This is a genomic window from Streptomyces sp. AM 2-1-1 (assembly GCF_029167645.1).
Taxonomy (GTDB): Bacteria; Actinomycetota; Actinomycetes; order Streptomycetales; family Streptomycetaceae; genus Streptomyces.
Map to the genome: position 1 here is coordinate 6,523,540 of NZ_CP119147.1, position 22,460 is coordinate 6,545,999.

General features: G+C 72.1%; 13 protein-coding genes and 2 pseudogenes. 6 read left to right on the forward strand and 9 right to left on the reverse strand.

Translation table 11 applies throughout. The features are described from left to right. Nucleotides 1-3: 3 nt before the first annotated feature. From PZB77_RS28375 to PZB77_RS28385, 3 genes are all read left to right on the forward strand, one after another. Complete coding sequence (locus PZB77_RS28375; protein WP_275495483.1) at nucleotides 4-3,792, forward strand: DUF5682 family protein; 3,789 nt, start codon at nucleotides 4-6, stop codon at nucleotides 3,790-3,792. Continuing rightward, nucleotides 3,789-5,633, forward strand: coding sequence for a hypothetical protein (locus tag PZB77_RS28380; protein WP_275495484.1), 1,845 nt, complete (start codon nucleotides 3,789-3,791; stop codon nucleotides 5,631-5,633). The genes PZB77_RS28375 and PZB77_RS28380 overlap by 4 nt, the downstream gene beginning before the upstream one ends. 252 nt (nucleotides 5,634-5,885) lie before the next feature. Next, the gene (locus PZB77_RS28385) at nucleotides 5,886-6,326 is read left to right on the forward strand and encodes an ATP-binding protein (protein WP_275495485.1); all 441 of its coding nucleotides are present in this window, start codon (nucleotides 5,886-5,888) and stop codon (nucleotides 6,324-6,326) included. 89 nt (nucleotides 6,327-6,415) lie between these two features. Here the strand turns inward: PZB77_RS28385 and PZB77_RS28390 are convergent. Both PZB77_RS28390 and PZB77_RS28395 read right to left on the reverse strand, forming a co-directional pair. Continuing rightward, nucleotides 6,416-6,708: pseudogene (locus PZB77_RS28390) on the reverse strand (transposase); the annotation flags it as partial. 83 nt (nucleotides 6,709-6,791) lie between these two features. Next, nucleotides 6,792-7,514: a helix-turn-helix transcriptional regulator gene (locus tag PZB77_RS28395; RefSeq protein ID WP_275495486.1), complete on the reverse strand. Its 723-nt coding sequence runs from the start codon at nucleotides 7,512-7,514 to the stop codon at nucleotides 6,792-6,794. 115 nt (nucleotides 7,515-7,629) lie between these two features. On the opposite strand from PZB77_RS28395, the gene PZB77_RS28400 reads away from it, so the two are divergent. Beyond that, a complete protein-coding gene (locus PZB77_RS28400; RefSeq protein ID WP_275495487.1) occupies nucleotides 7,630-8,124 on the forward strand; it encodes a GNAT family N-acetyltransferase in 495 nt (164 codons plus the stop codon). Between the two features lie 454 nt (nucleotides 8,125-8,578). After that, nucleotides 8,579-8,755: pseudogene (locus PZB77_RS28405) on the forward strand (IS481 family transposase); the annotation flags it as partial. A gap of 213 nt (nucleotides 8,756-8,968) precedes the next feature. On the opposite strand, the gene PZB77_RS28410 reads toward PZB77_RS28405, so the two are convergent. The 4 genes from PZB77_RS28410 to PZB77_RS28425 form a co-directional block, all read right to left on the reverse strand. After that, the gene (locus tag PZB77_RS28410; RefSeq protein WP_275495488.1) at nucleotides 8,969-14,080 is read right to left on the reverse strand and encodes a caspase family protein; all 5,112 of its coding nucleotides are present in this window, start codon (nucleotides 14,078-14,080) and stop codon (nucleotides 8,969-8,971) included. Further along, entirely contained in the window at nucleotides 14,077-14,433 is a 357-nt protein-coding gene (locus tag PZB77_RS28415; RefSeq protein ID WP_275495489.1) for a hypothetical protein, read from the reverse strand. The genes PZB77_RS28410 and PZB77_RS28415 overlap by 4 nt, the downstream gene beginning before the upstream one ends. A gap of 924 nt (nucleotides 14,434-15,357) precedes the next feature. Then, nucleotides 15,358-16,266, reverse strand: coding sequence for a LysR substrate-binding domain-containing protein (locus PZB77_RS28420; RefSeq protein ID WP_275495490.1), 909 nt, complete (start codon nucleotides 16,264-16,266; stop codon nucleotides 15,358-15,360). Between the two features lie 248 nt (nucleotides 16,267-16,514). Further along, nucleotides 16,515-18,323: an adenylyl cyclase gene (locus PZB77_RS28425; protein ID WP_275495491.1), complete on the reverse strand. Its 1,809-nt coding sequence runs from the start codon at nucleotides 18,321-18,323 to the stop codon at nucleotides 16,515-16,517. A gap of 389 nt (nucleotides 18,324-18,712) precedes the next feature. Here PZB77_RS28425 and PZB77_RS28430 point away from each other — a divergent pair, with 389 nt between their 5' ends. Continuing rightward, a complete protein-coding gene (locus PZB77_RS28430; RefSeq protein WP_275495492.1) occupies nucleotides 18,713-18,883 on the forward strand; it encodes a serine hydrolase in 171 nt (56 codons plus the stop codon). A 186-nt stretch (nucleotides 18,884-19,069) separates the two neighbouring features. Here PZB77_RS28430 and PZB77_RS28435 read toward each other — a convergent pair whose 3' ends face one another. The 3 genes from PZB77_RS28435 to PZB77_RS28445 are packed head-to-tail and all read right to left on the reverse strand — an operon-like array spanning nucleotide 19,070 to nucleotide 22,258. After that, nucleotides 19,070-20,089, reverse strand: coding sequence for a TolB-like translocation protein (locus PZB77_RS28435; RefSeq protein ID WP_275495493.1), 1,020 nt, complete (start codon nucleotides 20,087-20,089; stop codon nucleotides 19,070-19,072). Beyond that, the gene (locus tag PZB77_RS28440) at nucleotides 20,086-21,366 is read right to left on the reverse strand and encodes an MFS transporter (RefSeq protein WP_275495494.1); all 1,281 of its coding nucleotides are present in this window, start codon (nucleotides 21,364-21,366) and stop codon (nucleotides 20,086-20,088) included. The genes PZB77_RS28435 and PZB77_RS28440 overlap by 4 nt, the downstream gene beginning before the upstream one ends. A 1-nt stretch (nucleotide 21,367) precedes the next feature. After that, nucleotides 21,368-22,258 carry an alkaline phosphatase family protein gene (locus tag PZB77_RS28445; RefSeq protein ID WP_275495495.1) on the reverse strand — a complete coding sequence of 297 codons (891 nt, stop codon included), beginning with the start codon at nucleotides 22,256-22,258 and terminating at the stop codon, nucleotides 21,368-21,370. Nucleotides 22,259-22,460: the final 202 nt, after the last annotated feature.

Here is a 22,460-nt window from a genome sequence, read left to right on the forward strand (position 1 = left end):
CGGATGAGCGAGTCGATCTCCCCCGCTACGCGGCCTGCCACCGAGGTGTCGCCCACCGCCGGTGCGCCCACCGCTCACCCGGCCCCGGGCCCGGCGGCCGGACCCGCCACCCCGGATGCCGCGGTGGCGGCGCTCGCGGCGACCGGGCCCCGGTCACCGTTCCTCATCGGGGTGCGCCACCACGCGCCCTCGCTGGCGGCCGCCCTGCCGGCCCTGCTGGACACGGCCGCCCCCGACGTCCTCCTCGTCGAACTGCCCGCCGAGTTCCAGCCCTGGCTGGGCTGGCTCGCCCACGAGGAGACCGAGGCCCCGGTGGCGCTGGCCGCCGTGCTCCCCGACGGGCCCGGCCCTCCGGGCGAACGGGGCCCGGCCTTCTATCCGTTCGCGGACTTCTCGCCCGAACTGGTCGCCCTGCGCTGGGCGGCCCGGAACGGCGTCCCGGCCGTGGCCTGCGACCTGCCGCTCGCCGACCGGGCGTGGACGGGCGGCGGCTCCAAGACCCCCGCCCCGGCCCCGGACGCCGGGCCTGCGCCCGGGCCGGGGGAGGGGCACGGGCTGTCCGACGCGCTCCGGTCCCGGCTCACCGGCCGGGACGGAGACGACCTGTGGGACCGGATGGTGGAAGCCCTCGCGCCCGGTTCGACCCCCGAGGCGCTCCGCCGTGCCGCCCTGCTCACCGGCTGGGCGCTGCGCCAAGAGACGGAGGCACGGGGCGGAGTGACCGGCACGGACCTGGCGCGCGAGACGTGCATGCGCGGGCACGTGGCCCGGGCCATGGCGGACGGGCGGCGCCCCGCCGTACTGGTGGGAGCCTTCCACACCCCGGCGCTGCTCCCGTCCGCCGCCGGAACCGCCGGAACCGCCGGAACCGCCGGAACCGCCGGAACCGCCGGAACCGCAGGGACCGCCGTGGGTGCCGCGCCGGGTGTGGACGGCACCGGCGACGGCGCGGCAGGGACGGCACCGTGCACGGTCTCCCTGGTCCCCTACACCTACCCACTGCTCGACTCACGTTCCGGGTATCCGGCCGGTATCCGCGACCCGGAGTGGCAGCACACCGTCCTGGAGGCGGCCGGGGACCCGGCCGCGCTGCACGAGGCGCTGATCCGCACCGCGGTCCGCGTCTGCGCCGACCTGCGCGGGCAGGGCCACCCCTACGGACCGGCGGACGGCCGGGAGGTCGTCCGGATGGCCGGTGACCTGGCCCGCCTGCGTGGGTTGCCCGCCCCCGGCCGCGGAGAACTCCTGGAGGCCGTGCAGACGGTGCTGGGACGCGGCGAGACCTACGGCACGGGCCGCGCCGTCGCCCGGACCCTCGAACGGGTACTCGTCGGAGTCCGCACCGGACGGCCCGCGCCCGGCGCTCCGCGCGGCGGACTGGGCCCCGCGGTCGAGGACGAGATCGCGGCGCTCTCCCTCCCCGGCCCGGAGGCCACCCACGAGAAGACACCGCGAGACCTCCGGCTCGACCCGGTCCGCTCCCCCCTGGACCGGCGCCGCGAACTCCTGCTGCGCAGGCTGGCGGTGTGCGGCATCCCCTACGGACAGGAACAGGAGGTGACCGGCGCGGCGGGCACGGAAGGTCTCACGACGCGCTGGCAGGTGCGGTGGACCCCCGCGACGGCCGCGATGCTCACCGCGGCCGGGGCCCGCGGTGTCACCCCGGCCCAGGCGGCCGAGGGCGTGCTGCGGCAGCGGCGCACGGCGGAGCGGGCGGAGGGCGGCCCGACGGCGGCCCAGGTCGTCCGCGGCCTCACGGAGGCCGCGGAGTGCGGGCTCACCGCCCTGGCCGGTGAACGGCTGACGGAACTGGCGGCCGTACTCCCCGCGAGCGGCACCCTGCCCGAACTCCTCACCGGGCTCGACCTGCTGGACCGCATCGACGCCGGCCTCCTGCCCGGTCCGGCCGCGCCGGACGCTCCCTCGGGCCGGGACACCGCTGCCGCCGACCGGGCCTCCCGCACCGCACACGCGGCCGAACTCCTCACGTCGGCCGCGGTCCGCCAGATCGACGGTCTGACCGGCTCGGACGAGCCCGAGGACGCCCGGGCCCTGCTCGAACTGGCCCAGCGGGCCGACCGCTTGGGCGGCATCCGACTCACCGACGCACTCGCCCGGCTGACCGCCGACGGTACCCCCCTGATCGCCGCGGCCGCCGGGGCGATCCGCGTGCTCACGGGGCACCAGGAGGCCGAGACCTTCGGCGGGCGCGTCGCCTCCTGGGTCGACGGAGCCGTGGACGGCCCCTCCCGGGCCGCGCTCACCGCCCGCCTCACCGGTCTCCTGACGGTGGCGGGCCCGCTCCTGACCGTCGGCGCCGGTGCCCTGGACCCGCTGCTGCAGCGGGTCGTGGAACTGGAGGACACCGCCTTCCTGGCCCGGCTGCCGGCCCTGCGCGGTGGTTTCGACACCCTGAGCCCGGCCGCCCGGGAGCGGCTGCTGGACACCGTCGAGGAACGGCTGGGCGAACGGCTCGACCACCTCGACGAGGACGACCCGGTCGAACTGGCCCGCCGTACGGCCGCCGACCTCGCCGCCCGCGACCTCCTGGCCGGCCTCGGCCTCCCCCTTCCGGCGCCCGCGCACGACGACCGGTGCACCCCGCTGTCCGGCCTTCCCGCCGACGTACCGGCCACCGCGCCGCCGAGCGGCGCCGCCCACGCGAGGACCCTGGCACCCGCCGACCGCTGGCGGCTCGTGCTCGGCCGGCGCACCGACAGCCTTCCCTCCCGCGCCGCCCGGACGGCGACGGCCCTGGACGAGCTCTACGGCGCCGGCCACGGCGAGGGTTCCCGCAGCGGCCTCCCCGGTCACGGACGCGGTGGCGGCCCCGGACAGCGGGGCGGCCGGGAACCGTCGTTCCCCGGCGTCCGCGAATGGTCCGAGGAGCTGTCCGCGCTGTTCGGACCCGGCATCCGCGAGGAGGTCCTCGCCGCAGCAGCCATGACGGGCCGTCAGGACGTCCTCGCCGCACTCGACCCGGCGGCCACCACCCCCTCCGTGGAACTGCTCCGGACGATCCTGCGGTACGCCGGCGGCCTCCCCGAAGCCCGCCTGGCGGCGCTCCGGCCCCTGGTCCGCCACCTGGTCGACGAACTGACCCGGCAACTCGCCACCCGGCTGCGCCCCGCCCTCACCGGCACGATGTCGGCCCGGCCCACCCGCCGCCCCGGCGGCCGGCTGGACCTGCCGCGCACCCTGCGCGCCAACCTGGCCACCGCCCGCCGCACGGCCGACGGAACGGTCCGGGTCATCCCCGAGAAACCGGTGTTCCGCAGCCGCGTCCGCCGCTCGGCCGACTGGCGCCTGATCCTGGTCACCGACGTCTCCGGATCGATGGAAGCCTCGACGATCTGGTCCGCGCTGACCGCCTCCGTGCTCGCCGGGGTGCCGACCCTGAGCACCCATTTCCTGGCCTTCTCCACGGAGGTCGTCGACCTCACCGGCCATGTGCGCGACCCTCTCTCCCTCCTGCTGGAGGTGAGCGTGGGCGGGGGTACCCACATCGCCGCCGGACTGCGGCACGCCCGCAGCCTGATCACGGTGCCGAGCCGCACCCTCGTCGTGCTCATCAGCGACTTCGAGGAGGGAGCGCCGCTCGCCGGACTCCTGGCCGAGGTGCGGGCCCTCGTGAACACCGGGAGCCACGTCCTCGGGTGCGCGAGTCTCGACGATGCCGGCCGCCCCCGCTACTCGACCGGTGTCGCCGGGCAACTCGTAGCTGCCGGCATGCCCGTGGCGGCTCTCAGCCCACTCGAACTGGCCCGCTGGATAGGGGAGAAGACCGCATGACCGCCTCGCCGCTGCCACCTGTCGCGCCGGAGGTCACGGCCACCCTGGTCGAGGAACTCTCGCCCCGGCTGCGCAAGCGGCTGGACGCCGCCGTCACCAAACTCGGCGCCCGTCCGACGCGCCGCTCCGGGGACACGGTGACGATCACGGTCGACGACGAGACCGAGCTGCGCCTGCACGCCCCGGGCGGCGTGGTGGCGACGGTGGACGCCATCGCCTGCGGCTGCCTCCTCGCCCCCGCCTGCGTCCACCGCGCGGCCGCCGCCTGCGCCGCCCCCACCGCCGACCCGGCGACCTCAGGCGACGGCGGATCCGGCCGGCCGCCCGGCGAAGGCGCCTCGGCGACGGATCCGGTCCCCGGGCCCGATCCGGACCCCGCCGCCGATCCCGCCGCTGCGAACGAGGTGGCGAGCCCGGCCCAGCGCGCCGCGGCGGACGCCCTCTGGTCGGCCGGCGCCGCCGTGCTGGAGGCCGGCGTCGGTGGGGCCGGCGCCGTCACCCAGTCGGCCCTCCTCCGCGCCGCGCACACCGCCCGGCTCCGGCACCTGCCGCGCGCCGCGGCCGCCGCGCTGTCCGTCGTCACGCTGCTGCGCGCCGCCCGCACCGGCGACCCGTCCTACCGCACCGCCGACCTCGTCACGGCCCTGGCCGAACTCCTGGGCACCGTCCACCGGTTGGGCACCGCCTCCGGGGCGGAGCTGGCAGCCCTGAGAGGCCGCGCGCGCCGCCCGTACAGCCCCGACGGCTCGCTGCGCCTGTACGGCCTCTTCACCGAACCCGTGGTCACCGACTCCGGGCACGGCGGCGTCCGCACCTGGGTCGCCGCACCCGACGGCCGCCTCCACACGGTCGGAGACGTGGCCCCCGGCGGCGTCGGACGCGCCCTGGGCGTGGCCGACCGGGCCGTACGCCTGGGAGACAGCGCGCTCACCCATCGCGAGCTGGGACGGGCCGGCCTGGCGGTCTCGGGCGCGACGGTCTCGCCGGACGGCAGACTGGGCGCGGGGAAGGGCGTCAAGGCCGTCACCGCCCAGGGCGCGGCGTGGACGGAGCCGCCGCTCGCCGCTCTGTGGGAACCGCCGCCGTCCGTGCAGGCCTCCCGCGCCCTGCGGTCCACCGCGCGCTACGCGGACCCGGACGGTAGCGGCAGTGATCTGCTCTTCCTGGACGTCGAACTCCTCGGCGCCGTGCGGGAAACGGGCGGCACCTGCCTGCTCGCGCGGTGCGCAGGGGGCGTTTCCGTCCGGCTCACCGTCGCCGACGACGACCCCGCGCTCGCCCACCGCGACAACCTGATGCTGCTGGCCACGGCGCCGGGGACACGGTTGAGGATCATCGGCCGCCTCGTCCCCGCCTCGCATCCCCGGCTCGCCCTCCTCGCCTGCTCGCACCCGACCGGCGACGGCACGATCGACCTCGGCCTCGACCGCCTGCGCCGCGCCGATCTGCCGGACCCGACCGCCCCCGTGCACCCCGCCCCGCCGCAGGCCGGCGGACCCGGCATCCACTCACCCCTGTACCTCCTGGAGCGGCGGGTCGAACAGGCGGTCCCGGCGGGCCGCGCCGCCCTCGGCATGCTCGGCGACCTCACCTCCGAGACCCGCCGCATCGGCCGCGCGGGCCTCCCCACGGCCGCCGGACTCCTCACCGCGCTGTGCGCCTCGGCGGCCCAGCGGGAGCGCGACCACTTCGGCCGCCTCCTCCCGGCCGACACCGACGGCTTCGCCCTGCACTGGCTCACCGCCGCCCGTTACACGGCGGCCGTGGCCGAGGCCCTGTGCGCGGCCGCGTGGGATACGGCGCCGGAGGAGGGGCGGGCCGTGGCGTCATCGGATTACTGAACGGCGGGGCCCGGCGAACACGGGCTGACGGTCGGACAGTCCCCGGCGTTCGTGCGGCAGTTCCCTGCAACGGCGGCGTCGCATGCGTCGAACGACAAGGTGAACCGGTGCGGGAGGTCCGGTTCAGACCCGACCTGCGGGCAAAGAGTGTCGGGCCCCGCAGCCTGACTCTCACGCAGGAGGCGACGCCGCGGGTGGTGAGGGGCCGAAGGCGGGGGTAGACGGTGAAAAGTACCTAACGAGGGAGGAGCAATGCCGAAGGACACGTCGCTGCGCGCGATGGGATGGGCTCAGACGTTTCCGGTGTCGCAAGGCGTGCGGGCCGGCCGGCAGTGGACGCGTCAGCGCCTGGCATCCCTGGAATGGACCAGGAACGCGCCCGAATCGGTGGACGCGATCCTGCTCAGTGTTTCCGAACTCGTCACCAACGCACATGTGCATGCACACAGTGACGCCCAGCTCGTGCTGACCTGGGACAGCCACTGCCTGCACGTGAGTGTGCACGACTCCGACCCCGTCCCGCCCGCCAAGAAACCGGAGGACCTCACGTTGACCGGGGGGCGCGGAATGGTTCTCGTCGACGCGCTCGCCGACGGCTGGGCCACGCACCCCCAGGCGTCCGGCAAGACCGTCACCGCGTGCTTCGTACCGCCGGGCGCTCCGAAGCCCCGGCACGGCGGAGACGTCAGCTGATTCACCGGGGGTGCCTCCATGTCGTTCGTCGACTCCGCGCTGCCGGATTTGTGGGTGGTGGTGCCGTTCATGCGCTGAGGCGCGACGGCCGGTGTTCGGGGTTCGCAGAAGGTTCCGTCGCGGAGTATGGCGAAAAGGAACAGGGGCCGCTTGAGCTGCGGTTTCCGCCTCGTGGGGCGTGTCCGCCGTGGACGGAGGTTCCCGGTAACTGTGTGGTCGGCGAGGTCGGCACAGGAGGCGAGGTGGGCGGCGGTGGGGAAGCTGGCGCCTTGGCCGACGGTGGTCAGCAGCACTGCGGCGGCCCTGACGCCGACACCGGGCACCGAGGTCAGGACCGGGGAGAGAGGTGGGCCTCCAGCAGGGAGCTGATCTGAGTTTCCAGGTGTGGGGCAGGGTGCCGGGGAGAGTCCTGTTCGCCCGGCTTGATCACACGCCGGTGCGGTCGGAGCAGGTCCGGCCCAGAGATCAGAGTTCTGCCGGAGGCAGGCCGAGATGGTCGTGCAGTGCCTGGCTGCCGACGGGTGTCACGAGGAGGGCGCGGCTGGTTCCGATGCGCGTCATCCACCCGGCGGCGAGTGCGTGGGCGGACAGGGCGGAGCCCACCACGCCGGCCAGGTGGGGACGGCGCTCGGTCCAGTCCAGGCAGGCGCGCACCGGTGGCCGGCGTGAGCCGACGGGCACCGTGATGCCGACCTCGGCAAGCCAGAGGGCGCCCTTGCCGGTCAGGCCCGGCTCGGATCCCCACTCCAGGAGTCCGCGTTCGATCATCGCGTCGGTGATGGCCAGCGCGGTGGTTCCGGCCAGGTGGTCGTAGCACAGCCGGGCGCGGGCCAGTGCCTGCTGCCGGCCGGAGGCCGCCAGCGAGCGTGGCCGAGTGCTGTGCTTCGGGGCCAGCGCGGCAAGGCTCTCGATCAGTTCGACCACTGTGCGGTCGGCCACCCGTACGTAGCGGTGGCGTCCGTGTCGCTCCTCGACGAGGAGTCCGCCGTTTACGAGCAGGTTCAGGTGCGAGGTCGCGGTGGACGGTGCGACTCCGGCGTAGCGCGCGAGTTCGTTCGCCGTCCATGCCCGGCCGTCGAGCAGTGCGAGGCAGAAGGCTGCCCGGGTGCCGTCGGCCAGCATTCTGGCAACGCCCGCCAGGTCCACACCCACATCCTGGCCCGCACGCTGAATGTCCACGGTGCCCATTGTCGCCGACGTCCCTTCGACGTCCGTCGAAGCGTCCCCGTCCTAGTGTCGGCCCGTGCGTCGGGCTCACCGGCCCCGCACCCGCATCCGCTCATGTACTGGAGATGCCTTGCCCGTGTCCGACATCGCCGTCACCGTCCCCCACCAGCACCAACCTCAGACCGACGTCGTGCTCACCGACGCCCCCGACCCGGAGGACGTTGCGGCAATCTCCGACGCGCTGGACCGCTTCAACATCGAACACACGGGAATCGCCGACCGCAGACCTCTGGCCGTCCTGGTCCGTGATCCCGGAACGCGCCAAGTGGTCGGCGGACTGACCGGGCGCACCTCGCTCGGGCTGTTCTTCCTCGACCTCTTCTACCTGCCGCCCCGGCTGCGGGGCAGCGGGCTGGGAACAGAGCTGCTCCGGAAGGCCGAGGACGAGGCTCGTGCCCGTGGCTGCCGCTCGGCTGTGCTCTACACGATCACCTTCCAGGCCCCCGGCTTCTACCAGAACCACGGTTGGAAGCGGCTCGGAGAGGTGCCCTGCGATCCGCCAGGCATCAGCCGCGTCTTCATGACCAAGGAACTCACGGCACCAACCGGTGAACCGACCCGGTCCCGGTGAGGTCGCCGTGCTCGTGCACCGTCATCTGATCCGTCCGCTCCGCACCTGCCACACACCGCGTCCGGAGCGCCACGGTCCGAGGTGGTGGTGCCGTCCGGTCCGCTCGACGCACTGGCTCAGGTGCCAGATCCGAGGAATCCGCGCGGGGGTGCGGTTCCACCTGGCAACACTGCTCGCGGTCGGCGTATGTGCACCCACCAGCGCCGGACACAGAGATCCCTGACCGCCATTGCCGAGTGGGTACGCCGCTGCGACCAGGATGTCCTGGCCCGACCGGGCTGCCCTTCGACCCCTTTACCGGCCGGTTCAAGGCTCTGGGCGAGCGCACTTGGCGCGATACATGCGTCCGCCCGGGACATTCCCCAAGTCATGCCCTCGACAGGGGGACACAGTCATGCCGGGCCCGGAGGCCGGCGGCTCCGTTGCAGGACCGCGAAAAACATGACGCGGGTCTTGGGTCTGGCGCAGGCGGGCGGAAGGCGACGTCGGACTTCAGGACCCCTCCAGCCACCCGCGCACGACACCTCTTCCCGCAGTCGAAGCCCGGGTCCGCGACCCGCGCACCAGCCGATGGATCGGTCCCGCCCGGATCGGGCCGGTCCTGGGCCTGCCGGCCTCAACCGTGTCCAGGACCACGGTCCACCGGGGCTCGTAGAAGGTTCCGTCGCGGAGCATGGCGAAGAGGACGTCGGCTCGGCGGCGGGTGACGCGGAGGAGGAGGGCCTGGGGGTGGGAGCTCCGGAGTCCAGCCGCTGTCCATGTCCAGGCCGCAGGGGGCCGACGGCTCGTTCGTACAGTCAGAGATCAGGATCGGTCGTCCGCCAGGAGAGAGGCACACGCCGTCTCACCGTCGGGACCCCGGCCGTGACCTCGGCCCAGGAGCGGTGCGCAGGCCCAGAAGGGTCTGCACGCCGTAGTTGTCGCTGACTGCTCGGGAGCAGACCCGGTTGAAGCCCCCCACGCTGTGCCGACGGGCAGTCAGCAGGAGGTTGGCAGCCTGGACGATCTGGTCTCCTCGTCCGTGCATCAGGGTGCGGGGGAAGGGGTTGGCACTGCGCACGTAGCGGGCGCCCAAGGTGACAGCGCGGCCCCGCTCGAACTTGACCACGATGGACTCGTTGCCATGAGCCGACTGCAGCAGGCGGCAAGCGTCGAAGCAGTCGTAAGCGCGGCGGGCGTGCTCCGCTGCCGTACGGGCGGTGTCGGAGTCGGGATCGAGCAACCTGCCTTCGCCCTCCTCCCACCGCTCCACCACATCACGTGCTCGGTCCAGGTAGAGCTTGCCCAAGCCGTCGAGCAGTTGGACGCTGGTGAAGTCCGTGAGCAGCAGTTCGCCTATGAACTCCGAGGTGTACTGCCCCATGTCCTGGTCGGCGGGGGTGTCCGGGGCCGGAGAACCGGTATCGGTAGCGGACCCGGGGGTGACCGGCCCTTCCGTCTCGTCTCCCAGGTAACCCGCGAAAAGGCCGGAGAGCGGGTTGCCGCCGGACAGCCCGCCCTTGACGGTAATGCGCGCCGAGTTGCTCAGTCGAGAAGGGTTGCGTCCCTCACCGTAGTGGCGGCGGTCGAGGAAACGGCCGACCGTACCAGCGTAGTCGCCGCCCACCACCGACTCGAATGCCTCGTCAAGGGGATCCCAACGCACCGGCTGGTTCAGGCGCAACGCGACCTGAGCGTCAAGGATCGCGGCAAGGCTGAAGCGGCTGTCACGGCCCACGACCGAGCCGAGGTGCTGGTGGGCAGCCGCCAGTCGGTCTTGCACCTGGGTGGAACGTTGGTTTGGGGCGTGGGCGGCCTCCGCCAGCATCGCCTCCGCGGCGGACAGCCGGGCCATCCGGCTCACTTCCCCGTTGGGGGCGGTGCGGGCCAGGTGCTCGTAGAGCTCGATCGCCTTCTCGTAGTTCCATACGTACCGGTGGAAGGCGGCCTGCGTGGAGATGAGCCGCGCGTCGCCGGGCCAGAGACGTGACGCCTTCTCGAAGAGGGCGAGGACGGGGCTGTTGTCGACGACAGGCGTCTTGGTGCTCGGTCCCGGACCTCGACCCCCCTTTCCTTGCTTCAGGGCGATGTTGTATTCCAGGATGCCCTTCCAGCGGCGGTATTCGCGCTCCAGCCGGGTTTCGATCGCGCACAACTCGATCGACGGGCCATAGCGGTGGCGGTGATCCCGCAGCTTCCGGCTGCGCTGGCTGTAGATCCGCTCTATCTCTCGCTGTTGCGTTTCCGGCGGCGCCATCAGGAAGTCCTTGCCGGGCTCCTGTGCGGCGCCTCGCAGGCTGCCCTGGGAGACCCAGTCGGAATTCAGGCACGCCAGGTCGAGCAAGCCGTGGGAACGGGACTGGTCGTTCTCCTGTGACAGCCAGGACCGGACCGCCCGGACACACGTCTTACGGCGTCGCTCAGCCACCTCGCCGGCCTCGCTGGTCCGCTGGGTGGTTCGCCAGATGTCCGTGACCTGCCGCAGCCACACCGAGTACGCGAACGGGCTGGGTGCCAGCTCGACGGCGGCCAGGGCGCGGTCCGCCGCCCTGGCTCGCCGGGCGCGTGCGGCGCCGTGCTTCTGGCTGTCGCGCAGTGCCCGTGCCAGGAAGCCGTAGCACTGGGCCAGTGCGCTCAAGGCGGCAGCGGTGTCCTGGTCCTGCAACGAGGGTGCCGGAGCACCCGGCTCACGCGGGGCGGGCAGGTTGTTGTGCGGGCCTCGGTCGCCGAGGCGGTACTGGTCGAGCAAGGGAAGTCCTTCCAGGAGGGATATCGCCTCCTGGGCGCCATGGCGCGTCTTCTCCGGCTCCGAGTACCACGCGTGGACCTTCCGCAGGAAGCGTGCTACCGCCACACACAGTGTGGGCGGCCACGTTCTCCGGTCGCCCCAGCATGCGTCCAAGGCATCCATCACCAGGGCGCGGGTCTCGTCGAGCTCGTCGTCGTCAGTGCTCTGGTGGAGCAGGACCTGGGCCGTGTCGAGCAGACGCATCGACCACAGAGTGAGCGGCTCGTTCTGCTCTCGGGCAATCCCGAGGCCGGCGACCGCGTTCCGCACCGCCTGGACGAGCTCCCGGCGGCATTCCGCCCGATCGGTCAACAGGCGGCTGCGGGCGCGGCAGACACGGCTGTTCATTTGGAGACGCGCTTGTACATAACGCGGGGTGTCGTCCTGCCGGAGCGTCTCGGTCACCAGCAGGTGTGCCCGGTCAACGAGGGTCTTGGCCTCGTCGAGTCGGTTGTCGTCGATCAGTGACTCGGCGGTGTTGAGCAGCCAGGAGACGGCCAGGGTGACCCGGCCCGCCTGTCCGGGGCTCCGTTCCAGGGCACCCTCGTACACCAGGTCGGTGGCCTGCATCCGTACCGGGAGCAGGCGGACGGTCAGGCCCAGCCGCTTGCCGGTGTAGTCGAGCGAGGTGTCGATGGAGCGCAGCAGGGTGTGCGGGACTTGCCCCGAGCGGCAGGCGGACAGGGCGGTCGAGACCTCCTCGGCGGCCGCCATGAACATCGTGCCCCGCTCCGCTGCCGCGCCCGCGCGGCGGGCCGTGAAGGTGAGGGTCGCCACCGCGTGGTAGAGGGAGAAGAGCGGGTGGGGGGTGGGGGCGACGGTGAGGCTCTCGACTGCGGCGGGAAGAGGTTCGCCGGCGAGTGGGGGCGGGGACTCGTCGGACCCGGTGGGCGGGAACCCGGTGGCCCCTTCTTGCGCGAGGGGCGGCGTCTCTTTCGAGCCGTGCAGGTACAACGCGTCGCCCTTGGGCGCGACGACCAGGTCGCAGACCACTTCGTGCAGCTCCGGCAGCCGACGCTCCGCGTCGTCCTCGATCCAGCCCAGAGCGCTGCGCAGTTGGCTCTGGAAGACGTCGTTGGCCTGGTCCCCGGCCTTGTCCAGTACGGTCGCGGCCGAGGGGAAGAGGACCCTCGCCGCAGCAGCGAGGCGGTGGTCGAGGTCGCCGTTCTCGGTCAACCCCGGTGGTATCAGGAGCTTCACGTACTTCCGGGCGAGCACGGGGCGGGTGAACGGATCAGTGTGGGGCGCCGCGAGCGCGGTCAGGAGAAGGGTCCGCAGGGCGTGTTCACTCGCCTGACCGATGGTGAGGGCACCCGAGGCGTCCGCCGAGAGAACCCGGGAGTCCAGAAGCATCCCCAAGGTCGCGCCGGGGAGAGCGACGGCGGGGTCTTCCAACACCTGGCGAGGCAGCGAAAGACGGTCGCCGAGGCTCCACACCGCAAGCAGGGCGAGCGTTTCCGGCGTGGCCGGCTGCTCTCCGACCGGGGCGAAGGAGCAGCCCAATTCCGCGAGGGTGAGGGCGAGGTTCGGGGCGGTACCCTCCACCAGAGCGGTCGCCACGGCATCCGGTTCGGGAGGCGGGGTGCCGGAAGCGGAGCCGGTGGCGGAGCCCTTGGTCGTGCGGTAACCGTTGGCGCCGCGGTACAGCTCACCCGGCAAGCGCAGCCTCCCGTCCTCGATGTGACGGAGAACGCTTGCGCCGTCAACGGAGATCCGCTCCGACGCCAGAAGCTTGGTGAGGAGCTCGGCTGCCTCGTCGTCCGTCAGCTCGGCCAGGGGAATGGGGGCCTTCTGCGTCAGTTGCTGTCCGCCCTCGACCTCGACCGGGACCCGCGAGACGACGATGTTCGCCGTGTCGCGAAAGTAGGGGTGGCCGAGGAGTTCGTCGAGTTCATCGCCGATCCGCTCGGAGTCGTAGCCGAGGCGGCCGCAGTCGATGATCAGGAGCAGGGTGTGGCCGCGGGCGTGCTCCCGCAAGCGGTCGATGACCAGTTGTCGGCGCGGGTCGGCGGCGCCGCCGGTCGTGTCGAAGCCGATGTCCTGCAGCCCGACCTGGAGGGCGTCGGCGAGGGCGCCCAGGACGGGGGACTCCGCGCTGGGGTTGGGAATGACCATCTCCAACAGCAGCCAAGGCTGTCCGGCCGGCGCGGCCTCCTTGATCTCGGGGGAGGAGAGTAGTTGGCGGACGAAGGCCGACTTGCCGGCGTACTGCGGACCGTGCACGGGCAGCACCGCCCGTTGTCCGAACCTCCTTCTGGCATCCTCGAGTTCGAGGCTCCGCCCGGTGAAGTCCGTCACAGGGGAGGGCCAGGCGCGGAAGCCGTCCGGGCGAGGAAGCGTTGCGGGTTCCCGTGCGGAGCCCGGCAGCGCGGGAGAGGTGAAGGTGTGCGGGACAGGAGGCGGCGGAACGTGTCTACGGTTGCGGAGCCAGGGGCGGTTCGCCCAGGTGGCGGCGGACTGCTGGGGCTCCTGGAGTGTGGTGCCCTCGGCGTCGGGGGAGTCCTTCAGAATTTCGCCGACCGTGTCGAAGACCCACTGGGCCGACAGGCTCGGGCGGTTCTCCGCGATCCCGTCGAGAGCTTTCAGCAGCGCGCCGGTGAAGAAGGTGGTCTCTCTGCCGGAGTCTCCGCGTGCGGTTTGATTGTGTGCGGCGGCGGACATCACGAACCAGCCCCGCTCGGTGCCCGAGCCCGACGCCTCAGCGGGTAAGGAATCGATCGCACCACCCGAGAAGCAGCAGTCGAGGATGAGCAGCTTGCGCTCAGCCAGCTCTTCCTCGTCCGCGACGGTGCGGAAGATGTCGGCTACCGACACCATGGAATTCTGCGGGGTCAGCACGTCGCCGGTGTCGTGCGGCGCCAAGTAGAGCGTTTGGGTGCGGCCGTCGAAATGAGCGTGGCCCGCGAAATAGAGAACGTAGAGCCCGTCGGATCGGGTCAGCCTGTAACTGGCGCTGATGGCGTCCAGCATGTCGGACCGGGTCAGGTCCTTGTAAGCGACCAGGTTCATCCCACGAAGGCCCCACACGTCCGGGTCTTTGAACACCTTGCTCAGCCGCTCGATGTTGGTGGCCGCGGCGTGTACCGGGGCGAACGCACTCGAGGGGTAGGTGACACCACCGAGGAGCAGGGCGGTGGACCGGGCAGGAGATACTTTCTCCTCGTCCGGATTTCCTTGGTTCTGGCTCACCCCAGTTCCTTCAGGACCGCGGCGACGTCCTTTGCCTGCCCTTCTACCGTGAGTTCGCTGCGACGGGTGCCGTCCGGGAGGTCCGTCCGGGCCACCTCGATTTTGAGGCCACCGCGCCGCGGACCGCGCAGGCGCTCTGTCACGTACTGCTGGAGGGCCGCGAGGAGTGTCGGCAGAGCAACGTCTTCGCCGAGGAACTGCAATACCTCGACGGCACCCAAAGCACCCTGCTCGACCTCAGTGGTGGTGCGGACCGAGCGCACGCCCTGACGCCTCAGATCCTGTTTCAGCGTCCTCTCCAGAGTGCCCAGTTCGTCGGCCAGGCCGCCCTCGATACTCAGAAGAATGCGCATGAACTTCCCCCCACGGTGCCGGACCGGAGGACTGGAGTCACCTTACGGACCCCGTCCCTCACGGTGCGTATAACCCTTCTCGCATCATAGGCGAAGTCGACTCAAGTGACGCCGGGACCGGACGAGATGGCCTTCTGGCGGTCCCCGGGGCAGCAGTTGGGGACGGGAGGCAACAACCCGGGAACGAGGGGCCATTCGCCGGTCCGCCCGAGGACACACCGCGAGGCCGGACAGCAGCCACTTGGCGTCCCTTCGACGACGGTGACGGCTTGGGAGAGGCACGGTGACATCGCAGGGGCAAGGGGACGGCTCTGGCGCGATGTGCGGTCGCGGTGCGGCGTCGAACGGCAGTGGGGTCAGCTGCCGCGGGGCCCCGCGGTGACCCGACGGCACGAATACTCCCTGCCAGGACGCTCGTTGGCGCGCTGGTCTTCGGTGTACGGCCCGGTGGCGCGAGTAGTTCTGCCGCATCTCTCCGTTCCCGTAACAAGGGCGCGCCGCGTGAGGCATCACGCGCGGCCCGATCGGCCATTCCGGCAGGCGCCGTTCCGCGGAACGACACTGCCTCGTTCGACGGAGGATGCTCGACGAGCTTGATCTTCTGTGATCGGGTCCGAAACCCAGCCCCGAATAAACGTGTATGTGATCACTCGGACCGGCGATCGGCATACCCGCGGGCGGCCCTCGGCGAGGGTGGTGGTCGTCCGAGGAGTACACGAGTTCAGCGCGAAGGTGGCCACGTGACTCGCCCCGCGCGCTGAGCGGACAGGTGTTCGCGGAACCGCAAGGGTGACAGGCAGAGTTCCGCTGCCGTCCGGCCCGGGGGCGGGTGCGTCGCTCGAGTCCGGGGACGCCGTGCGCGTGCGGAGAGCCGCTCGTGGGTGCACGCCACCGCGAGCCCCGCGATTCTCCCCTGCTCGCGCGTCACCGGGCGCCGGTCACCTGGCGGGCGGCCTCCGCGTATGCGCGGACGAGGGGGCGGGTGTCGTCGCGGCGCCAGGCGAGGGCCAGCCTGCTGGGTGGTACACCGGTCACCGGCCGGGTCGTGACACCGTCGAGCGCGATGAGCTGGGCGTTGCCGCGAGCCACCAGGCAGACCCCGAGGCCGGCGGCGAGCGCTGCGTGCGTCTCGGCGGTGCCGTTGACCTCGCCGCCGATCCGGGGAGGCCGGCCGCTCCGGCTGCCGAGGGCGAGCCAGTGGTCCCGCAGGGGCCCCGCACTCCTCGGCAGGGCGAGGAAGGGCTCGTCCAGCAGATCGGTGAAGGCGATCTCCTCGCGTGCGGCCAGCGGATGGGTCTCCGTGAGGGCGACGAGGTTCTGTTCCTCGGACACCACGGTCCAGGCGAACCGTTCCGGGTCCGGCACGGGAAGCCAGACGAAAGCGACGTCGCACTCCCCGCCTGCCAGCCCCGCCGTCACGTCCTCAGAGCCCACCCGGCGCAGTCGCACCTCGGCCCCGGGATGGGCCGCGGCCAGCCGGGAACGGATCGCGGGAAGCAGACCGCCGGGCACCGGACTCGCACTCGTCCCCACCACCACGGTCGTACGTTCCCGCGCCGTCACGCGCCCCACGTCCGCCCGGCACGCCTCCCAGGCGGCGAGCATGGCGAGGGCGTACGGCCGCAGGGCCTCGCCGGCACTCGTCAGCCGTACGCCCCGACGGTGCCGGGCGAACAACTCCGCGCCCAACTCCTTCTCCAGGGTGCGGATCTGCTTACTCAGGGCGGGTTGCGACACCAAGAGCCGCTCAGCCGCCCGGGTGAAGTGGAGCTCCTCCGCGAGCGCTGTGAAGTACCGCAGCTCGCGTAAGTGGACATCGCCCGCTCTGCTCATTCCTGTGGGCTATCACGCCGGGACTCGGAGGGGCAACTGTCCCGCGCCGTTCAGTGGTTATCGAGCCAACCGGAAGCCCGTCCGGGGCCGATACGAGCAGCGTGAGCCCGGGGCGCGTTCGCCGCGCGCACCTGGTCGGTCTTCGGAGCCGGCGCATGCCGGGGGCGCGGCGGACCGCCGCGCCCCCCGTGCGCCGACTCCACGACCGACGCGGCACCCGGGAGGGCGGGCCGTCGTCGCTCCCGGCGTCAGACGGTGCCGACCCCGTTCGCGTAGGACTTCATGAAGTACGTCGCGAAGCCGTTCTGGACCGGGTCGCCGGCCTTGTCGATGCAGTGCAGGATGCCGCCACCGCCCGGGCCGTTGAGGCAGACCGTCATCAGGTCGGTGAAGACGACGCCCGGGGTGTCGGGGACCTCGTAGGCGGCCTCGGTGTAGATGTCCGCTTCGAGGTTGAAGAAGCAGTAGCTGCCCAGTCCCCAGGCGCGGTGTTCACGCACCCGGTCACCGACCTTGTAGGCCGCGTAGCCGAGGGTGGAGCCGTGCCGCCAGGCCGTCTGGGTGGGCACGTCGTAGGGGTGCTCGTTCTGGAAGAAGTAGGTGCGGCCGTGTTCGCCCTGCCACAGCACCTCGTACTTCTGGTAGTGCTCGACGAAGAGCCCGTACGCGGTGACGTGGTCGCCGTTCACCACGATGCCGGTGTCGGCGGGGTTGACCGTCCAGCCGACGGTGCCGTCGAGACCGTGGTCGGCGCGCCAGAGCCAGAGGTGGTCGCAGATGACGTCGTTGCTGTCGATCTGGACGCTGACCCCCGCGCCCCCGGCCACCGCGCCGCCGATCCGGGCGACGATGTCGAACAGCACGGTCGGGTCGGTGGTGTGCCGCCGGCGGCTGGAGCCGTTGCCGACGCGCAGCAGCACCGGGGTGTACCGGGATGCCGCCTCGAACAGCAGTCCGGCGAGGGTGACACCGGCGACGTCGGCGACCTCGATCACGGTGTTGCCGCGGGTGGAGCGCAGGGTGGCCAGGCCGAGGCCCAGGACCACGGTGCCGGGGCGGTTCACGCGCAGCGGTGCGGAGACGTCGTAGATGCCCGGGGTGAAGAGGAGGTGCTTGCCGCGGGCCAGGGCCCGGTTGATCTCGGCTGCCGAGTCGCCCGGCTCGGCCACGTGGAAGTGCGACAGCGGGATGGTGTGTCCGCGCGCCGGGCCGTTCGCCCAGGTGGTGGCGGTGCTGTTGGTACGGAGCGCCGGCACGAAGACCTGGAGGGAGCCGTGGCGGTCCACGGTGAGGAACGGCTTCTCCCGAATCACGGGGGTGCGGTCGATGGTGGTCATCGGCGGGGTCGGGAAGGACTGCGCGGGGGCGCCCCCGGTCCCGACGAACACCATGTTCCAGTTGGAGCCGTTCCAACTGCCGAAGGTGTCGTTGCGCGACAGCCACTGCTGCTGGGAGCCGGACTCGACCTGGCCGTCCACCAGGCTGTCGGCGAGGAAACCACCGCTGGACCACTGGTTGCCGGGCGGGCTCGGCCACAGGGACATGTTCCCCTTGACATGGACGCGGCGCATCGGGGCGGCTTGGGAGACGGCCCAGCGCTCCAGCCCGTCCGGCGGCACGATGGTCAGGTTCTCCGCGGCCCGCCAGAAGTTCTGCGTGCCGTTGCCGTCGAACCACTGTGCGTCGACCGTGACATGACCGTTGATCACCACGTCGGCGGGGCTCGCGCCGAGGCCCAGGACGTGCGTGTAGAAACCGACGTTGATGTCGACGGCGTAGGTGCCCGGCAGGAAGGCGAGCGCGATGCGCTCGTCGCCGAACTGGTTGGACTCCTGGGTGGTGAAGACGGCGTCGACCGCTGCCTGGATCGACGCGTCGCTCATGGACGGATCGAAGACCAGGACGTTCCGGCCGAGCGGGGAAGAGGCGCCGCCGTGCCGGGACTTGTCGGACGCGGCGGACGACGACGCGAACGCCGGTCCGGAACAGACACCGCTGATCAGCGGCACCGAGGCGGCGGCAGCCCCGCGCAGCACACTACGACGAGAGGGAATCATGGACACGGCTCTCCCTGCAGAGGGTGAATGGACGGGACCGCAACCGGCCCCCGATCTCTGAGAGCGCTCTCTCAGCCACGAAGTGAATCACCGCGGATGTGGAGCGTCAATGATCCGGACGCGAAGCGGGCCCGGGCGAAGGTGAGTTGGCCGGGCGACGTGGCGAGGGTGCACGACCCGGCTCCCGGCCCCCGCGTACCGGACGGGCGGCCCGGACCGCGCGGGTCCACCGGCCTCCGGGCCGAGAGCGGTACCCCCCCGGCTCCTCGCCGTCGCCTCCGTCGGGGGCGGCCGATGACCGAGCGTCAGTTGCCGCGAGTCGCCTGCCCGGCTGCCTCGACCCCCTCAGCCCGCAGGAGATCATCGAGGGCCCGCTCGCCCACCACGACGTGCGGGATCTCGTCGACCTCGCGCTCCCGAACTTCCGGCCCGGCAAGGGCTGGGACTACGCCGACACCAACTGTCCGCCGGCCGGCATGCTCATCGAGAAGGTCACGGGCCACACCTGTGGCGACGAGATCCGCCGCCGCGTCGTCGCGTCGTCGCGCCGCTCGGGCTGAGTGCGACGTGCGTCCCCGGCGACGACTCGGTGATCCCCGGACCGCACCCAGGCGGGTCGTACGGCCGGGTGGCGTGTACCGGCGCGGCGCCGGGGCGCGTACGGAGCCCCGCCGTCGCGCTGGTATCCGCCGTATCCGCCGCCCCGCCGAGCTCTCCCGGCGCGCCACTGACGGTGCGGCGGGCATTCAGGGATAGGCGGGCGACACCGCCGCGGTCATGACACGGCGCGGATGGCCGGAGCCGTCCGCCGCCGCCTCGTAGAGATCCGCGCCGAAGTCGCCCGGCAGCGCGTACGTCACGGTGGTGTCGTCCTTCCAGACCGCCTGGTCGTCCACGCTGCGGCCCTCGGCGAGCGGATGGTCGGCGAGCGTACGCAGGTCCAGGACGTGCAGCCGCCAGGGCGCGTCCGAGGGCAGCCCCTCGTCGCGCCTCTTGTAGGCGATGCGGGAACCGTCGGGGGAGAGTGACGGGCACTCCACATTGGTCCGTAGCGTGGTGACGGTGCGGGTGCGCAGATCGCCCCGGACGAGGTAGGTGTGTCCCTGCGTGGCGAGCGTCGCGTAGAAGTGACGGTCGTCCGCGTCGAAGGTGACACCCCAGAAGTTGACGTCCGCGGCCCGGTAGGGGCGCCCGTCCTTGAGTATCGCGAAGTCCTCCAGGGTCGGCACGAGGTCGCCGGTGCGGGTGTCGAGGATCGCGGCGCGGGTGGAGAAGTTCGTACCGGCGTAGCTGTCGCCGCCCACGAAGACCGTCCAGGCCGCCAGTCGGCCGCTCGGTGAGACACGTGCGCGGGAGGGGATGCCGGGGAGCGCGTAGTGCGCGCGTTCCTTCAGCCGACGGTCGAGGATCGTGGCCCGGTAGGTGTCCGTCAGGGTTCCGTGCACGGCCTGGAGGCAGACGGCGGTGCCCGAAGCCGCGTAGAAGCGAAGGCACTTGACCCCCGAGGTGGTGCGGGCGCCACCGGGCGCACCGGCGTCCACCGTCGTCACCTCGTCGCGGTGCGGCCCCCACGCCATGTTCCGGAAGACGATCCGGTGCTCGTCGGTGAGCGTGACCCGCCCGGCCGTGACGGCCGGTCCGCCGGGCTTCGCGACGTCGCGCGCGCCGGACCGGTCCGCGGCGTGCAGGACGGAGGCGGTGGCGACCACCGCGAGCACGGCGGACGCGCAGAGGAGGACGAGGAGGCGGGTGCGCAGGCGCGTCATGCGGGAACCTTCGGGGTCGGGCCGGTACGGAGGGAGACAGCGGCGCACACGGCGAGCGCGACCGCCGCCGCGAGCAGGGCGGTGCGGTCGCCCCACGCGGTCCACACGGCGCCGAAGGCCAGCGAGCAGACGAACCGGGCGAGAGCCTGCCCGGTCTGTATCAGGGCGAGCCCGGACGAGCGCAGCTCCTCGGGCACGCTCTGCGAGGCGGCTGCCATGAGCACCCCGTCGGTGGCCGCGTAGAAGGCCCCGTGCAGAACGAGCACCACGAACGGGAGCGCCGTACCGCGCCAGGAGGAGAGAAGCAGAGCGTACGCGCCGAGCAGCGCGCCGTGCCCGGCGAGGAACACCCGCCAGGGGCCGATCCGGTCCGCGAGCCGTCCCAGGGGGAGGGCGAGCAGCAGGAACGCCGCCGCGGTCCCCACCGGCAGCAGGGCGAACCAGCGGTCGGGCACCCCGAGACGGTCCTGGAGCAGCAGGTAGAGGAACGAGTCGCTGACGGTGGCCAGGCCCAGCAGCAGTGCGCAGACCGCGATGCGCCGGATCCCGCGATGGCGGAGCAACGCGAAGGCCGCGCCCAGGGTGGGGCGGGGATGCCCGGCCGCCGGCGCGGTGCGTGGGAACCCGGCCCCGGAGGGAACGAAGAGCACCAGCACCAGCACACCGGCCACGGCGACGCAGAAGCTCACGGTGAACACCGCGTCGTAGCCGTCGACGGTGGCGCGCAGGACGAGGAACGCGACGACGGGTCCGAGCAGGGCGCCCGCGGTGTCCATCGCACGGTGGACACCGAAGGCACGGCCGCGGACCTCCGGTGGGGACGACAGCGAGATCATCGCGTCGCGCGGCGCGGTGCGCAGCCCTTTGCCGGTGCGGTCGGCCGCCAGGACGAGGCCGATGGGGGTGAGGGTGTGTGCGAGGAGGAGGAACGGTTTGCAGAGGGCCGAGATGCTGTAGCCCAGGACGGCGACGGCCTTGTGGCGTCCGCCTCCCCGGTCCGCGACGTGCCCGCCCACCAGACGCACCACGGCGGAGAACCCGTTGTAGAGGCCGTCCAGCACTCCGAAGCCCAGAGGGCTGAGGCCGAGACCGGCCACCAGATAGAGCGGCAGGACCGCCGTCACCATCTCGGAGGAGACGTCGGTGATCAGACTGACCGTGCCGAGCGCGAGCACCGCGGGAGCGACCGCCACGCGCCGCCGGGCCGGGTCCGTGCCCGGCCCGGCAGCGCGTTCGGCGGACCCCGCACCGGCTGCGCGGCTGTCCGCTACGTACATGTCAAGACGTCCAGACCCCGGTGATGTCCTTGGCGGACGCGGCGTTCCCCGCGTGCCCGAGGCCGTGCATGTCCTCGATGGTGCGCAGGAGGTCGTAGTGGTTGTACGTGGTGGAGGAGGTGGAACCCGGGGTCACCCGCTGCCCGTAGAGGACGGTCGGGATGCGGTTCCCGCTGAGCCGGTTGTCCTCGTCGAAGGTGACGACGAGGAGGCTGTTGTGGGTCTTCGCCCAGGTCGCGTAGGCGCCGAGGTTGTTCTTCAGCCAGGTGTCGCCGCTGGACACCGAGCAGTCGTGCATGTCGCTGCAGAGGTTGGGGACGACGAAGGAGACCTGCGGCAGCTTCGTGTAGTCGGTGGGGAACTGGCCGAAGGTGTACGCGGTCGAGGTGGGGACGTTGCTGAAGCCGAACCACGGGTTGTGCTTGCGGGCGTACTTGCCGCTGCTGCACGTGGTCGAGCCCTGGCTGGGCAGCGTCTCGTTGTAGCTCGCCCAGCTCTTGCCCGCCGCGATCAGCTCGGAGGCGAGATTGGCCTTGGCGGAGAAGCCGGGGGTGTAGCAGCTGTCGTCCGTGATGCCCTGGGTGGAACCCGAGAACAGGGCGAAGTAGTTGGGCTGGCTGGGGTGCGTCTCGGCGTACGCGGCGCTCAGGTTGGCGCCACCGCTCTTCAGCGAGTTGATGTACGGGGCGCTGGAGGAGCCGATGACCTGGCTGTACGCGTGGTTCTCGAAGACGACGACGATCACGTGATCGGGGGTGGGCACGCCGGTCGCGGCCTGGGCCGGGGACGAGCCGCCGATGCCGGTCCACAGACCGGCGGCGGCCACCGCGGTGAGGGCCGCGGCGCAGGCGAGGGCGGTGCGACTGCGGCGGAAGAGCGATCTGCCGAGCACGGGGGACCTCCGGTGGGGAGTGTGAGCGGGTGTGACGGGCACGGTGCAGCCAGAGCATGCGCACGCCAAGAATCTTCTGCCGCGTCCCCTCCGGCAGGAGTCATGAAGATCGGGTGAACTGTGCGTTCCCCGCGCCGGGCAGGGAGTCGGGCAGCCGTCCCCGGGCGGTCGCGCGGGGAGGCGCCGACACGGCTGTGCCCGC